General features: G+C 60.9%; 8 protein-coding genes. 4 read left to right on the top strand and 4 right to left on the bottom strand.

Annotated features, from left to right (window positions below; translation table 11 throughout):
- Window positions 1-108 precede the first annotated feature (108 nt).
- A complete protein-coding gene (locus tag BMY90_RS06365; protein WP_092702594.1) occupies window positions 109-3,006 on the top strand; it encodes a TonB-dependent receptor domain-containing protein in 2,898 nt (965 codons plus the stop codon).
- Window positions 3,007-3,786: 780 nt separating this feature from the next.
- The gene (locus BMY90_RS06360) at window positions 3,787-6,693 is read left to right on the top strand and encodes a TonB-dependent receptor domain-containing protein (protein WP_092702592.1); all 2,907 of its coding nucleotides are present in this window, start codon (window positions 3,787-3,789) and stop codon (window positions 6,691-6,693) included.
- 76 nt (window positions 6,694-6,769) lie between these two features.
- On the opposite strand, the gene BMY90_RS06355 is transcribed toward BMY90_RS06360, so the two are convergent.
- From BMY90_RS06355 to BMY90_RS06345, 3 genes are all read right to left on the bottom strand, one after another.
- Window positions 6,770-8,347 carry a tetratricopeptide repeat-containing sulfotransferase family protein gene (locus BMY90_RS06355; protein ID WP_092702590.1) on the bottom strand — a complete coding sequence of 526 codons (1,578 nt, stop codon included), beginning with the start codon at window positions 8,345-8,347 and terminating at the stop codon, window positions 6,770-6,772.
- Window positions 8,348-8,411: 64 nt separating this feature from the next.
- Window positions 8,412-9,989: a tetratricopeptide repeat-containing sulfotransferase family protein gene (locus BMY90_RS06350; protein WP_092702588.1), complete on the bottom strand. Its 1,578-nt coding sequence runs from the start codon at window positions 9,987-9,989 to the stop codon at window positions 8,412-8,414.
- A gap of 123 nt (window positions 9,990-10,112) precedes the next feature.
- Window positions 10,113-12,095: a UvrD-helicase domain-containing protein gene (locus tag BMY90_RS06345; protein ID WP_092702586.1), complete on the bottom strand. Its 1,983-nt coding sequence runs from the start codon at window positions 12,093-12,095 to the stop codon at window positions 10,113-10,115.
- A gap of 227 nt (window positions 12,096-12,322) precedes the next feature.
- On the opposite strand from BMY90_RS06345, the gene BMY90_RS06340 reads away from it, so the two are divergent.
- On the top strand, window positions 12,323-12,973 hold the full coding sequence (locus tag BMY90_RS06340; protein ID WP_092702584.1) for a thymidine kinase: 651 nt from the start codon (window positions 12,323-12,325) through the stop codon (window positions 12,971-12,973).
- Between the two features lie 134 nt (window positions 12,974-13,107).
- Window positions 13,108-13,875 (top strand): hypothetical protein, encoded by a 768-nt coding sequence (locus BMY90_RS06335; RefSeq protein WP_175481511.1) that lies wholly within the window; start codon window positions 13,108-13,110, stop codon window positions 13,873-13,875.
- A gap of 79 nt (window positions 13,876-13,954) precedes the next feature.
- Here BMY90_RS06335 and BMY90_RS06330 read toward each other — a convergent pair whose 3' ends face one another.
- The gene (locus BMY90_RS06330; protein ID WP_092702580.1) at window positions 13,955-14,554 is read right to left on the bottom strand and encodes a nitroreductase family protein; all 600 of its coding nucleotides are present in this window, start codon (window positions 14,552-14,554) and stop codon (window positions 13,955-13,957) included.
- Window positions 14,555-14,946: the final 392 nt, after the last annotated feature.

The following is a 14,946-nucleotide window of genomic DNA, read 5'->3' as shown; positions in this document are numbered from 1 at the left end:
CGTAAATCGTGTGATATTGCGTTTCAAGTCACAATGTGGCTACATTCGCTGAACGTTTGTGTAACGAATGCGTAATTTCTTGCGCATCATTTGGGGAGGGAGAGATCCATGAACAAGTACGTGCAACGCGGGCTTCGCCGCCTGCCGCTGGCCATCGCTGTCGTGGCGGCGCTTCAGGTCATGCCTGCTTTCGCGCAGGAGCAGTCGTCCACGGCGGCGACCAGTCAGTCGAGCAGCAATAGCGACAACACCAAGGAAAATGCCAAGGCCAAGAGCCTGGAGACGGTTACCGTCACCGGTTCGCTGCTGAAGCGCCCGGAATACGAGACGACCTCGCCGGTGCAGGTGATCGAAATCAAGACCAGTCTTGCTGCCGGTCAATTCGACACCGCAAGCATCCTGCAGACCACCACAGCGGCGGCTGGCTCCACGCAGATCAATGGCCAGTTCGGTGGCTACGTCGTGGAAGGCGGCACCGGCGTGCAGACGGTCAACCTGCGCGGCCTGGGCGCCAATCGCACGCTGGTACTGCTTGATGGTCAGCGTCCCGGCCCTGCCGGAACTCGTGGCCAGGTGGGAGCATTCGACCTCAACGTGATTCCACAGGTCATCCTTTCGCGTATCGAAATCGTCAAGGATGGCTCCTCTTCAATCTACGGCTCGGATGCGCTGGCCGGCGCAGTCAACCTGATTACCAAGAAGAGCATGGACCGCCCGGAACTTTCCCTTGCCGCCAGCGTGCCGGAACATGGCGGCGGCGAGCAGTACACGTTCTCGTTTGGCGATGGCTGGAACTTCAGCAACGGCAGCATCGTCGCCGCCGTGCAGTTTGACAAGCTCAAGGCACTGCAAGTGGGCGACCGCGACTTCCTCAACTGCAACCAGGACCGCGTCTGGGGCAAGGACGGACAGCGCATCGACCGCGCAGACCACTCCATTCTGGAAGGGTCTGGCCTGGCCGGGTGCAACAATCTGTACGCAAACACGATCATCAAGTACGTCAATTCCCGAGTCCGTTACGTACCCTCCAAGGATGGCAGCACGATCGGGCCGTTCCCGGGTTACCACCCGCGTCCGTATCCCACGCCGTCCTATGCGAATGGCGGCAAGGCTTATTACGAGGATGTGCTGAACTATCCGTTTTACGGCGACAGTGATGCCATCAGCGCGCGTCAACGCGTCAGCGCCTACCTGGCTACCGATTTCAGCTTCGGCAGCGTGAACTGGAAGACGCAGTGGTTGGTCAATCACCGCACCAGCAAGACCCATTCCTATCGCCAGTTCTTCCCGCTCGTTTCCGATGGTCCGATGGCGCCCGATCTGTCGAATGTGTATGAGCCCATCATGCCGTTCCCTGACAACGGCACGGAGTCGGTGAACTACATTTACGGCACGACCAAGCTCGAAGGTCTGTTCACCTCTACCGACAGCTGGGGTTGGGAAGTCAACGCCGGTTATAGCCGTTCCGACGGTGATTACCGTCACCTGGATATCGATACCTCGAAGACCGGTGACCTCAGTCTCGACGGTTCCGGTGACGCCCTGGTCAACTACTTCGACCCGGGTTTCCTGAGCGGGGCGCGCATGAAGGAGCTGGTCAACACCATCGGCGTGTTGGACACCGGCAACACGGTGTACACGCAGGCTACCGTCAACGCCATCGCTACCGGCAACCTGTTCACCCTGCCAGCGGGCGACGTCGCTTCTGCGTTCGGTGTCGAATACCGCCATTACAAGATCGATGACCAGCCCAGTCAGCTCGCGCTGGACAAGATGCAATGGGGCTATACGTCGGCGAACCGGACCTACGGTACCGACAACGTCAAGGAAGCCTTCGCCGAGATCAGCGTGCCGTTGCTCAAGGGAATCCCGGCCATTGAATCGCTGACGGCAGATGTGTCCGGTCGCGTGTTCAAATACGGCACCGTGGATGGCCACGACCAAGTCTGGAAGGCCGGGCTCAATTGGCAGATCACGCCCACGTTCCGTATTCGCGGCACGATCGGCACCTCGTATCGTGCACCCGGCCTGTATGAGCTATACCTTGGCGACCAGACCGGGTTCCAGGCGCAGACGACGATCGACCCATGCATCCTGTGGGGAGACAGCACGAATGATCGCATTCGCACCAATTGCGCGGCAGCAGGCATTCCCGCCGATTACAATGGTGCCGGGTCCTCGGCCCTGATTCATTCCGGTGGCGGCAAGGGTCACTTGATGCCTGAAACTTCCAGGGCCAAGAGTTTGGGTTTTGTCTGGACGCCGAGCTTCGCCAACCTCAACGTGGCGGTGGATTACTTCGACTATAACGTGCATGGCGAGATCACCAACCTCAGTGCAGGTGACGTGATTGCCGGTTGCTATGGAAGCGCGACGTACCCGAATGCCTTCTGCGATCAGATCAAGCGCAAACCGGGTAATGACCCGGGCAACCCCTACATGATCACGGATGTCTACGGTTCGTACATCAACATCAACCGCGAGCGTACCCGTGGTTACGACCTGCAGATCAACTACGACAATGATTTTTCGTTTGGCAAGTTGTCGGCCGATGCGCAGGTGACGTACACCATCGAAGACACCACGCTGCTGTTCAGCAGCGCAGAGGCCAGTGGTTTCACCAAGGAGAATCAGGTGGGCTATATCGGTCGTCCCAAGACGGTGGGCGTTGCCGATCTCAGTTTGAAGCGCGGTGACTGGACCTATGCCTGGCAGGGTCGTTACGTCAGCAGCACCCAGAACGACTACACCCGCAACTTCACCTACTCGGGTTACGACGATGCCACGCGCGATATCAAGGCGGGTTGGCAGTTCCTGCACAACGTGTCGGCAACCTGGGAAAGAGGCAACTGGGGCCTGATGTTCGGTGTCCGCAACTTGTTCGACAAGGCACCGGACCTGATCTCGCCATCCTCAGGCAGCACCATCGGCAACACGCCGCTGTATGCCTCACAGTATGACTGGTATGGCCGTACGTTCTTCGGTCGTCTGAACTACAAGTTCTGATCCGGGGAAACGATGACCATGAAAAGGAGGCGACATATGTCGCCTCCTTTTTTGTTGTGGATGGGACCCAATGATCTTGGCTACGCATTTCGGGTGCTCGACCAACGTGCAGGCCTATGGTGTCGATTGGGTCGGGACGTGAATGGCGCGCGACGATCAGCGGATGCAAGGGATATCGTGATTGCCGGGCGACGTTCGGCCAGACGCGAGCATGGCTGGATGGGCAATACATCCGCGTACTGCTGAAGGTATTGGCTGGCTACCTGGCAGACGGCCTCTGCATGTCGAACGCGAGCATGTCTGTGCAGCCATGGCGTACAGACGGATGCGCCACCATCAATCAGGGGCCACCGCGTGCTGGTCGATCTCGAGGACTGGGTCATGCTGGCATCTGTTGCGTGAGGCCGTTCCGGTAAGTGGCCGAGCACAGACGGCCATGACTTGGTTTCTCTCGCAGACTGGCACGATAGTTTCAGGTTGTCGCGTATGGCTGCTAGCCGCGAGGGAGGCGTGAATTAACTTCAAATCGAATTAATTTACGGAAATCGTAAATTAATTCGATTTGATTCCAAGCTTGTAATATCGACATGCTTTAGATTGCGGATTTGGTGACGAACGTGTTAAATCGCCGAGGGGCAGGAAGTAACAGATCTCCTGCCAGGGATCGGGTCAACGTCATATCCGCAGAGGTGGGTGCTCGACTCGAATAGATGTTGGCGGGAGTGGGTCGCCGGGGGGCGCGCCAATTTGGATACAGTAAATTCAGGGTAGGGGAACAATATGTTGAAATCCAAACTTGCGGTTGCCGTCGTGGCGGCCTTGGCGTTCGGTTACTCGTCGGCATACGCAGGAGATCTTTCTGCTCAAGCGGCGACCGGCTCGCAACAGGATGCGGCGTCTGCGCAGCAGGTCGACGCCAACAAGGCCAAGAAGCTGCAAACGATCACGGTGACGGGCTCGCTGATCCCGCAGACACAGGTCGAGACGGCCACACCGATCATCACGATCACTGCGGCGGACATGAAGGCTCGCGGTTTCACTACGGTGGCGCAAGCGCTGCAACAGGCTTCGTTCGCCACGGGCAGCGTGCAGGGCATGCAAGACACCAATTCTTTCACGACTGGTGCCGAAACATTGAGCATGTTCGGATTGCCAGTGGGCTTCACAAAGTATCTCATCGATGGTCGCCCGATGGGCAACTTCCCTGGCCTGTATAACGGCAGCGACACCTTCAACAGCATCAGCGGCATCCCGATGGACATGGTCGATCACATCGACATTCTGCCGGGTGGCCAATCTTCGCTGTATGGCTCCGATGCCATTGCCGGTGTCATCAATATCGTCCTCAAGAAGCATATCGACGCACCGGTTGTGGATGCTCGCTACGGCTGGCACACGGGGGGTGGTGGTGCCGATCGGCGCATCAGCTTTGCCGACAGCTTCAGCGTAGGCGCATGGAACTCGCTGGTGGGCGTGCAGGTTGAGAACACCTCACCGATCTGGACCCGGGACCGCGACCTGACCAAGCAGTTCTACACCCAAGGCACTACGCCGGCGACGGCATCGCGCGACTATCTGTTTACCAGTGCCTACAATTTTGCGGATCCGCATAACCTGATTCCCGGAAGTACGGGCTATCAGTTCCTGGATCCGGACAATTGCGCCAATGTCTCCAGTCAGTGGGGCGGCACGGAAGGCAAGCAGTACCGCCAAGGCAGCGGCTACTACTGTGGCTCGCAATACACGCCGGGTGCCGGGACGGTCCAGTCTGGCAAGCACAGCGCCAGCTTCTATACGCACAACACGGTTGATATCAGTGACAACGTGGAGCTTTACGGGGATCTGCTTTACAGCTATTCGGACAAGCGTTTCACCAACGGCAGCAGCACCATGTTCTGGGGCAGCAATGTTGTCGCCGCTGCCGCCGGCGGTGGTTATTACTATGACCCGGGCTTGCAACGGCTCATGCTCGCCCAGCACGCCTTTTCGCCTGAAGAGGTGGGTGGCTACCAGCACATCATGAACAAGGAGGTTGAAAACTCCTACATGCTGACCTTTGGTGCCAAGGGTACGTTTGGCCAGTCGAATTGGGATTACGATCTCGGTTTCACCCATTCGGATGACAAGCTGCTGGATCACACTTTCCAGCGATTTGCGTTGCCAATGGAAAAATACTTCTCAACTCATGTGCTGGGCCCGCAACAGGGCACCTATTCCGGCTATCCAGTATTCGAGCCCAATTACGCAGGACTTTACGAGCCGGTTTCAAACTCTGATTTCCGCAGCTTCACGGGTTATACCGATTCATACTCCAAGACTTGGGATAACCTGATCCGCGGCCAGTTGACCAATACGTCGTTGTTCAGCCTTCCTGGCGGCGATGCGGGCATCGCTGTGGTGCTGGAAGGCGGCAACGAGGGCTGGGATTCCACGCCCGACTCACGGCTGCTGCAGACCGTGACCATCAATGGTAACCAGACCCCGTACGTGTGGGGCACCAGTGCTACTCCGGGCGCGGGTCATCGTTCACGCTACGCCGCGACTACCGAAGTCAGGCTGCCGCTGCTCAAGCAGGTCACGATGGATGTTTCCGGTCGCTACGACAGCTACAAGGTATCCGGCAAGGATGTCAGCCACGGCACCTACAATCTGGGCATCGAATACCGCCCGTTTGATTCGTTGCTGCTGCGTGGTCGCTACGGCACCGCGTTCAAGGTGCCTACGCTGTCCGATGAGTACCAGCGCCCCAGCGGATACTACAACTCAGTGTTTGACTATCTGAATTGCGGCAGGTTGGGCTTCAGTGGCGCCAATGCATCGAAGTGTCCGGCACCGTTCAACGGTGAGCAATTCAGCGGTACCACTTATGGCAATCCGGCGTTGAAGCCGATCACAGCCAAGGTGTGGAGTTATGGCGTGGTATGGGCGCCACTCGAGCGCATGTCGGTCAGCGTGGATTATCTGCATTGGGATATCAGCAACGAGGTCAACCAGTTGAGCTCGGATGGTCTGTCGAATGACGAGTACCTGTGCGATATCGGCACTTATGACGCCACGTCGACGAAGTGCACGACGGCGTTTAGCCTGATCACGCGTGGTCCGGGCAGTGGCGGCTTGCTTGGCCAGATCACGAACATCACCACGCCGAAGGTGAACGTGAGCAAGGAGCAGGTCAATGCCATCACGGCGCATTTCGCCTACATCTTCGACATTGGTCGTTTTGGCAACTTGACGCTGAATGCTTCGTACTCGGACGAATTGAAGCATACCTATCAGGATTATCCGCAGGACAAGCCGGTCGATGAGTTGCGTCATCCGGGCTACAGCACGGACTTCAAGACCAAGGGCAATGCGTCACTTACCTGGATGAAGGACAAGTGGAGCACCACGCTGTACGTGAACCGTTATGGCAGCACGCCAAACTATCTGGCCTCGCAACTGGATAGTTACACCAAGCCGGGTACCGGCAAGCTGGCTCCGTGGGTCAAGTGGAATGCCAGCGTGACCTACAACCCGATGGAGAACCTTGGTCTGTCGCTGCTGGTGAACAACTTGTTCGACAAGATGCCGCCAGTGGATCACAGCTATCCCGGAACCACAGGGACGCCGTACAACACCGACAATTACGACGTGTTCGGTCGTGCGATTTATCTGGAGGCGAACTACAAGTTCGGAAAGGGCGGCTGATCGTCGCGTTCTTTGCGTAAATCAAAAAAAGCGGCCCCGCGTGCGGGGCCGCTTTCGTTTGTGCGACGACGGAATGTCAGGCGTCGATCGCAATGCCTGCATCGGTCAGCACCTGCTTGAGGCCGGCCAGCTGTGGCTCGTACTTCCGCCAGCGCTGCAATGCACTGCGATACACGGGAGCGCGTACCTGCACGGCGCTGGCGGTGTTCACCGGCGCGGCGTTGTGCTCGAAATGCAGACAGTCGTCATGCCAGGACAGCCCGCAGAACGCGAGCAAATCGCGCGTGCGGGCCTCCTGTGAGTCGACCAGCTTTTCATACTGCACTTCAAGTATCCGGTCGGGGAATGCGCGCTGCCAGTGTGCCATCAGTCGATCGAACAGCGCATAGTAGCGTCCGGTATCGAGCAGGTCGAAGGAGTAGCTGTAATACGGTGATTGTGCCGCGAACAGTTGGCGGAAATTACTGAGGCAGGTATCCAGCGGGTCGCGGCGCAGGCAGATGATCTTTGCGTTTGGCAGAGCGTGAGCAATCCAGCCAACGTAGAGAAAATTGTGCGGCAGCTTGTCGATGAAGCGTGGCGTATGGCCAGTAGCGGGGCGGGTACTGGCCAGATAGTCGGCGCCAAGGCGGCCCCAGTCCGGCGTTTGCGCGCGGGCGATGGTATCCGGGTCGATCACCAGCGGCGTACTGCTGCCGGAGGAACGCTTCAGTGCCAGGCCGAAGTGCATCAGCTCACCAGCGGAATGGACGTCCGGATGGCTGCTGATGATACGTTCCACCAGTGTGGTGCCACTGCGCGGCATGCCGATCACGAAGATCGGCTCGTCTGACAGGCAGCCTGTCGTGGCAGCTTGTGGCACCGGAAATGTCGCTGCGATGGCGGCGAACAGCGCCTCATCCTGCGCGATGTCGTAGCCGCGGCCCGCGCCAGCTGCGGTCTTGCCGCGGGTGTAATGCTCGAATGCAGCGGGGTAATCGGCGCAGTCCTCGCACTCCTTGGCCAGCGCCATGTGCAGCCAGGTCTGCGCATCGAGATTGTCGTCTTGTCCGGAAAGCAGGGACTGCAGTCGTGCGAGGTGATTGAGGGTTGGTGTCTGTCGGCGCAGCTGGGCCAGGGTGAGATGGGCCTTCCACCAGCATGGATCGATATGGATGCAGGCTTCCAATTCGGTTTCGGCATCGTTGATCGCACCTGTGGCGATCAGTGCAGTGGCGAGATTGAAGCGGTACGGTGCGTGCGCTGGCTTCAGCGCAGCTGCGCGGCGAAATGCTTCGGCCGCCTTGTCATGATCGTGCGTTTGCGTGTAGACCACGCCCAGTGTGTCCAGTGTGATGGGGTCACCCGGATTCAGTGCCATGGCCTTGTCGGCCGCCTCGCGTGCCTCGCGCGTCATCTTGACCAGGGACAGCGCCTTGGCAAACTGGGTGACAAAGTCACCTCGCGCAGGGGCGAGTTCGGCGGCGACATGCAGGTGGGTGAGCGCTTGTGGCATCTGCTGCAATTCGAGCGCGGCCACGCCCGCGATGTAGTGCGTGGTGGCATGTTGCGGCGCCAGCGGCAACAACCGCTCAGCCAGAGCCTGCGCCTTTGACCATGCTCGCTGATTGAAGGCGCGAGTGAGTTCGAGGAATAGCGCAGAGGAGTCGGTCATGGTTGTGTGATGTGAGTGGATGACGGATAACGGTACCGCGTTTCAACTCAATACAGCGGGTTGTTCAATCGATGGTGTCGATGCCCGCGTCATGCAGCAGGCTGCGCAGCCCTTCCAGCTCGGAGGCATAGCGCTTCCAGCGGCCGACCGAGGAGTGGAACATTGGCTTGCGCACCTGCAGCGCGCTGGCGGTTATCACCGGTGCCGGGTTGTGCTCGAAGTGCAGACAGTCGTCGTGCCATGGGAGATTGCAGTGCGCAAGCAACTGGCGAATGGTGGACTCCGGGGTGGCGACCAATGATTCGTAGTCCACTTCCAGAATGCGCCCAGGAAGCACCTTGCGCCAATGCGCCATCAGGCGGTCGAACAAGATGTAATAACGACCGATATCAAGCAGGTCGAAGGAAAAATGGTAGTAAGGCAGCTTCTCTCCGAACATCTGACGGAAATTACCCAGGCAGGTATCCATTGGGTGACGCCGCAAGCAGATCATTTTTGCGTTCGGCAACGCGCGGGCGATGAATCCGGCGTAGAGGAAGTTGAACGGAAACTTGTCGACGAAGTGTGGCGTATGGCCGGTGTCGGGTCGCGTACTGGCGAGGTAGTTTGTGCCGAGACGTGGCCAGTCAATGTTGCGCACTCGGGCGGAGGGGGCAGGGTCAAGCCAGAATGGTGTTGGGCTGTTCCAGGCACGTCCAACCGTCATGCCAAAGTTCTGCAGCTCTCCCGCTCCATGCACGTCCGGATGACTGGTGAGGATGCGCTCCACCAGAGTGGTGCCACTGCGAGGCATGCCGAACACGAAGATCGGCTCTGTACTGGGAGAGCCACTGCCGGGTGCCTGCACATCCGGAAAGGTGCGTAACAGCGCGGCGAAGATTGCCTCGTCTTGCGCGCTCGAGTAATCGATCATTTCCTTGGCGGCTTGCTTGCCCTGCGCAAGGTGCCTGAAGGCCTGCGGGTAATCCCCGAGGTCCTCATGTCCCTTGGCCAGCGCAAGGTTCAGGCACAGGCGTGCGTCGCGGTCATCATCATGCTGCTCCAGCAGCGTTTGCAGCCGTGCCAGATGCTGACGGGTTGGCGATTGTCGGTGCAGGTGTGCCATGGCCAGGTGCGCGCGCCAGAACAACGGATTCTGCGTGAGGCAGGTTTCGATCTCGCGTTCTGCTACGTCGAATTGCCCGATAGTTATCAGAGCCGTTGCCAGGTTGTAGCGAAACACGGGTTGGTTCGGCGCGAGTGTCGCTGCGCGGCGGAATGCCAGAACGGCTTGATCGGGAGCGCCGGTTTCAGCGTAGACGGTGCCGACAAGGTCCAGCGTGGCCGCATCCTGTGGTTCGAGCGCCATGACGCGTTCGGCTACGGCCTTTGCCGCGTTTCCGAGCCTGGCATTGGCGAGCGCTCGCGCCAGGCGCGCTGCAAATTCGATATTTGCGGGTTCCAATTCCGTGGCGCGTTGGAGGTGTGGCAATGCGCGCGACAGGTTGCATTGTTCCAAATACGCGACGCCCGTCATGTAATGGGTGGCGGCGTGGCTCGGTGCCATCGAGAGCACATAGGGCGCCAATGCCAGCACGTGCGGCCAATCGTGGCGATTGAACGCACCGATAGCCTGTGCGTGGAGTTGGGCGAAGTCGGTCATGAATGCGATTCCGCAGTCGCAGCGGCGGTCAGCAGTGTTCCGGTGAAGCCCGACCATAGCATTTTGCGGGATGCGCCCAGAGTGATGCACATGTGCCCCCGGACGAGCGCGACTGGCGTGGCTTCACCCTCCCGCCAGCATCGCCGCAATCTTCGCCATGTGCGACTCCGCTGTCTCCCGCACCACTTCCTTGTCAGCTTCCGGGTCCTTGCCTTGCCAGTGCAGGTCGTCTTGCGGCAGTTCGTGCAGGAAGCGGCTGGGTTGGTTGGTGTGGACTTCGCCGTAGCGCTTGGTGCGAGCCGACCACGACAGGGTGAGCAGCTCCTTTGCGCGGGTGATGCCGACGTACATCAGGCGGCGTTCCTCGTCGATGCGGCCCTCGTCGATGGCGCCCTCGTGGGGCAGGGTGCCATCCTCGCAGCCGACGATGAAGACGAAGCGGAATTCCAGGCCCTTGGCGGCGTGCAGGGTCATCATGCGCACGGCGTTGCCGGGTTCGTCGCGGTCGGCGTGGCTGAGCAGGGCGAGTTGCGATGCGAGGTCGCCGGCGCTGTTGTTGCCTTTCTGCATGGCGCGGAACCAGTCGGCCAGTTCCTTCAGGTTGCCCAGCTTGCGTTCGCGAACGCTGGCGTCGGGCGTGCTGGCGGCGATTTGTGCGGCGTAGCCGGTGCGCTTCAGGATGCGTTCGACCAGGTCGGCCGCGCTTTCGTGCAGCGAGGCGCTGCGCAGTTCGTCGATCAGGCTGGAGAAGCCGGCCAGCGCGGCGGCCGGGCGCGGGCTGAGCTGGCGCAGCGCGCTGTCACTGCGGGTGACGTCGAGCAGTGAGGTGTGGTGTGATTGGGCGAACTGGCCGAGCTTTTCCAGCGTGGTGGCGCCGATCTCGCGTTTGGGCTTGTTCACCACGCGCAGGAAGGCGGCGTCATCGCTGGGGTTGGTCAGCAGGCGCAGATAACACAGCACGTCCTTCACTTCCTCGCGGTCAAGGAAGCTCAGCGCGCCGGTGAGGTGGTAGGGCACGCGCGCCAGCCGCAGCGCCTTTTCCAGCGGGCGGGCCTGGAAGTTGCCGCGGTAGAGGATCGCCATCTCGTCCCAGCGCGCCTTGTGTTTCTCGGCCAGCGTGGTGGCGATGGAGGCGACTTTTTCGGCCTCGTGCTCGGCTTCCTTGCATTCCAGAACGCGGATTGGCATCCCTTCGGGGTGTTCGCTCCACAGCTTCTTTTCGTGCAGGTGCGGGTTGTTCGCGATCAGCTTGTTCGCCGCACGCAGGATGCGCTTGCCGCAGCGGTAGTTCTGTTCCAGCTTGATCACGCGCAGATTCGGCCAGTCGCGGCCGAGCTGGTCGATGTTCTCCGGATTGGCACCGCGCCAGGCGTAGATCGACTGGTCGTCGTCGCCCACGCAGGTGATGCGGCCGCGCTCGCCGGACAGCGCGCGAAGCAGACGGTACTGCGCGTCGTTGGTGTCCTGGTATTCGTCCACCAGCAGGTAGCGCAGGCGTTCGCGCCAGGCGTCGCGGCATTCGGCGTCGGACTCCAGGATGCGCAGCGGCAGGCGGATCAGATCGTCGAAGTCCACCGCATTGAAGGCGGCCAGGCGCTGCTGGTAAAGGTCATAAATGGTGGCTGCCTCGATCTCGCGCGGGCTGCGCGCGGCAGCCATGGCTTCCTCGGGCGACAGCCCCGAGTTCTTGGCGCGGCTGAGCAGGTTGCGCAAATTGAAAAGCACGTCGTTCTTGACGCCCTTCGGCGCCAGTTCCTTGACGATGCCGCCGCTGTCGTCCGCATCCAGTACCGAGAAGCCGCGACGCAGGCCGGCGCGCTCGTGTTCGATCTGCAGGAACTTCAGGCCCAGCGCATGGAAGGTGCTCACGGTGAGCGCGGCGGCGTCCTCGGCGCTGATGAGCTTGCCCACGCGCTCGCGCATTTCGCGCGCCGCCTTGTTGGTGAAGGTGATCGCGGCGATCTTCGAGGCCGCCAGCTTCTTGCGCTGGATCAGGTAGGCGATTTTCTGCGTGATGACGCTGGTCTTGCCGGAGCCGGCGCCAGCGAGCACCAGCAAGGGGGTGTCGCAGTGTTCGACGGCGGCCAATTGTTGCGGGTTGAGCATGGATCGATGCGATGGATGAGGCGGCGCTCGATGGTAGCAGAGCGCCCGGGTATGCCCGGCCGGGGACAGCGGCATGCGGCGATCGGCGATGGCAGTAGCGCGGCCATGCCGCTTTCGACCACCGCCTCGGGTGCGCGAGCGGGTGGCGCGGTCGGGCATCGCTTCGGGGGCATGGCAGTGGATGAAGGCCGGCGCGGTACTATCGTCGGCCTCGACGGGAACACACGATGGCCAAGCTCTATTTCTATTATTCGGCGATGAACGCCGGCAAGACCACCACGCTGCTGCAGAGCGCGTACAACTATCACGAGCGCGGCATGCGCACGCTGATCCTCACGCCGGCGCTGGACAACCGCTATGGCGAAGGCGTGGTGGCCTCGCGCATCGGTCTGAAGGCGAACGCGCGCCGCTTCCGTGGCGACGAGAACCTGTTCGCCCTGGTCGAGGCCGATATCGCCGCACGCGGTGCGCTGCACTGCGTATTCGTCGACGAGGCGCAATTCCTGAGCAAGGCGCAGGTGTGGCAGATCAGCGATGTGGTCGACCGGTTGAACATCCCGGTGCTGGCCTACGGCCTGCGCACCGATTTTCGCGGCGAGCTGTTCGAGGGCAGCCGCCACCTGCTGGCCTGGGCCGACAACCTGGAGGAGATCAAGACGATCTGCCATACCGGGCGCAAGGCCACCATGGTGGTGCGCGTGGATGAACAGGGGCGTGCCGTCACCGAGGGGCCGCAGGTTGAGATTGGCGGCAACGACCGTTATGTCTCGGTGAGTCGCGCCGAGTTCAAGAACATCACCGAGGGACGTGGCCGCATCGAGTTGCAGCAGTCGGTGCTGCCACTGGGTGAAGGCGATTCCACGGCCCGTTCATCCTGAGCCCAGCCGTGCCGCGGCATAGTTGAGGCCATGCCTGTGCCGGCGTCGACGATGCATATGCGGCGTGGCGCCTGGGCCGAACGATTCGCGGTTGCCTGCAACGACGCCTCCCCATCACCAAGGAACGAATCCCCATGACCACTCCCATCGCCATTCCTGCCTGGCAACGCCCGCACTGGCATGCCAGTGACGAGGAGATCGTTCTGCAGTTTTACGTGTTCGGCAAGTTCGACACGGTGCGCGTGCCGTCCGATGGCTACGGCAGCCCGGGCTTGCCGCAGGGCATCGAACTGACCAGTCACCACCACGCCGCGTTGCGCCAGTGGGAAGGCTATCCGCTGAAGGGCGCGCTGGGCCGGATGTTTCGCGAGGATGCGCCGGAGGCCTACAAGCGTGCGGTCGATGCGCCCGAAGTGCTGGTGTTGCGCGGCACGCTGAAGGACAGCGCCGACACCGGCTATCTGCGTGACACGCTGGGTGTGATCGCGGGTCTGCTCAACATCGGTGGCGTCGCGGTGCTCGATCCGCAGATCCTCGGCCTGTTCGATGCCGACGACTGGCGCCAGCGTTACCTGGTGAAGGACGGCGCGCCGATCCGCAATCATCTGTTGATCCTGCGCGACGACGAAGAAGCGCAGGGCCGGCATTGGGTGCATACCCGCGGCCTGCGCAAGTTCGGTCGGCCAGACATCAGCCTGCGTCACGTACCCGAGCGCGATGTCGACCGCGCCGGCGCGTTGTGCCAGCGACTGGCCGAGCTGGAGGCCCTGGGCGCGCACTTCACCGATGGCCAGCCGCTCGAGGGTGATGGCATTCCGCCGGGGCTCGTCGCCAAACTGGGTGGCGGTATCGGCGATCCGCAGTTCAACAACAGCTGGGTCGAGTTCAACTGGCCTGCCTGACGACGCAAAAAAGGGCGACACCGCGGTGTCGCCCTCATGCGTGACCGGAACGCGTGATGCGTTTGGCCCAGGCTGCTGATCAGCCTACGGCGATAAAGCGCTGCTCGTCGTCCATGAAAGCCTTTTCGCCGAAGCCGCCTTCGTGCGAACCGAACGGCATCTGTGCGCGCAGTTTCCACGAGGCCGGCACGTTCCATTCCTGCCGGGTCGCCTCGTCGGCCACCGGGTTGTAATGCTGCAGGCTGGCGCCGAGGCCGGCTTCGGTCAGGGTCAGCCACACAGCAAACTGGGCCATGCCCCCGGCCTGCTCGGACCACACCGGGAAGTTGTCCGCATACAGCGCGAACTTCTCCTGCAGGCCCGCCACCACCGACTGGTCCTCGTAGAACAGCACGGTACCGATGCCGGCGGCGAAGCTGTCCAGCTTGGCGGCGGTCGGGGCGAAGGCTTCCGCCGGCACGATCTTGCTCAACTCCTGTTTGGTCAGCGACCAGAACTTCTCGCTCTGCGCGCCAAACAGGATCACGGCGCGCGAGCTCTGCGAGTTGAATGACGACGGGGTGTGCTTGATCGCGTCCTTTATCAGGGTGGTGAGGGCATCCTTGCCCAGCGACACGTTCTTGCCCAGCGCGTACTGGGTACGGCGCTTCTTGAGCGATTCGATCAGGCTGCTGTTCATGGAGATTCCTCGGGCATGGTGAAAGATCAGTGCATGGGAGCCTCGGCACGGAAATAAACCCATCCGGGAAACAGTCTTTATCAGGCTGGTTCCTGTCCGGTGGTACGGACAGAGTCTGATGACCTGTCGTCAAATCCCGTGCCATGGCGATTCACGGGAATATGTTAGGCGCGAAAACGGGCTTGGGTAGCCGCTGATCCGTGGTTACACCGTTTCGTTTTGGAAACGATTGGCGTGAAGCTTCGGGGCCGTGGAAAATCCACTCTCCCGCTGCCATGGCCGCATGACGTCCACTGTAGGAGCGCACCCTGTGCGCGAGGTTTTCCGTCACGTGACAAAGAGCCTCGCGCACAGGGTGCGCTCCTGCAGCGCCACTCTGGACCTTTCGCGAT

Origin of the sequence: Rhodanobacter glycinis (genome assembly GCF_900114325.1) — a bacterium.
Taxonomy (GTDB): Bacteria; Pseudomonadota; Gammaproteobacteria; order Xanthomonadales; family Rhodanobacteraceae; genus Rhodanobacter_A; species Rhodanobacter_A glycinis.
This window is presented reverse-complemented; position numbering and strand designations above follow the sequence as displayed.

What these genes read in the sequence shown, in the direction of transcription:
- BMY90_RS06365 (WP_092702594.1), top strand. Translation starts at nt 109, where the DNA reads ATGAACAAGTACGTGCAACGCGGGCTTCGCCGCCTGCCGCTGGCCATC.
- BMY90_RS06360 (WP_092702592.1), top strand. Translation starts at nt 3,787, where the DNA reads ATGTTGAAATCCAAACTTGCGGTTGCCGTCGTGGCGGCCTTGGCGTTC.
- BMY90_RS06355 (WP_092702590.1), bottom strand. Translation starts at nt 8,347, where the DNA reads ATGACCGACTCCTCTGCGCTATTCCTCGAACTCACTCGCGCCTTCAAT.
- BMY90_RS06350 (WP_092702588.1), bottom strand. Translation starts at nt 9,989, where the DNA reads ATGACCGACTTCGCCCAACTCCACGCACAGGCTATCGGTGCGTTCAAT.
- BMY90_RS06345 (WP_092702586.1), bottom strand. Translation starts at nt 12,095, where the DNA reads ATGCTCAACCCGCAACAATTGGCCGCCGTCGAACACTGCGACACCCCC.
- BMY90_RS06340 (WP_092702584.1), top strand. Translation starts at nt 12,323, where the DNA reads ATGGCCAAGCTCTATTTCTATTATTCGGCGATGAACGCCGGCAAGACC.
- BMY90_RS06335 (WP_175481511.1), top strand. Translation starts at nt 13,108, where the DNA reads ATGACCACTCCCATCGCCATTCCTGCCTGGCAACGCCCGCACTGGCAT.
- BMY90_RS06330 (WP_092702580.1), bottom strand. Translation starts at nt 14,554, where the DNA reads ATGAACAGCAGCCTGATCGAATCGCTCAAGAAGCGCCGTACCCAGTAC.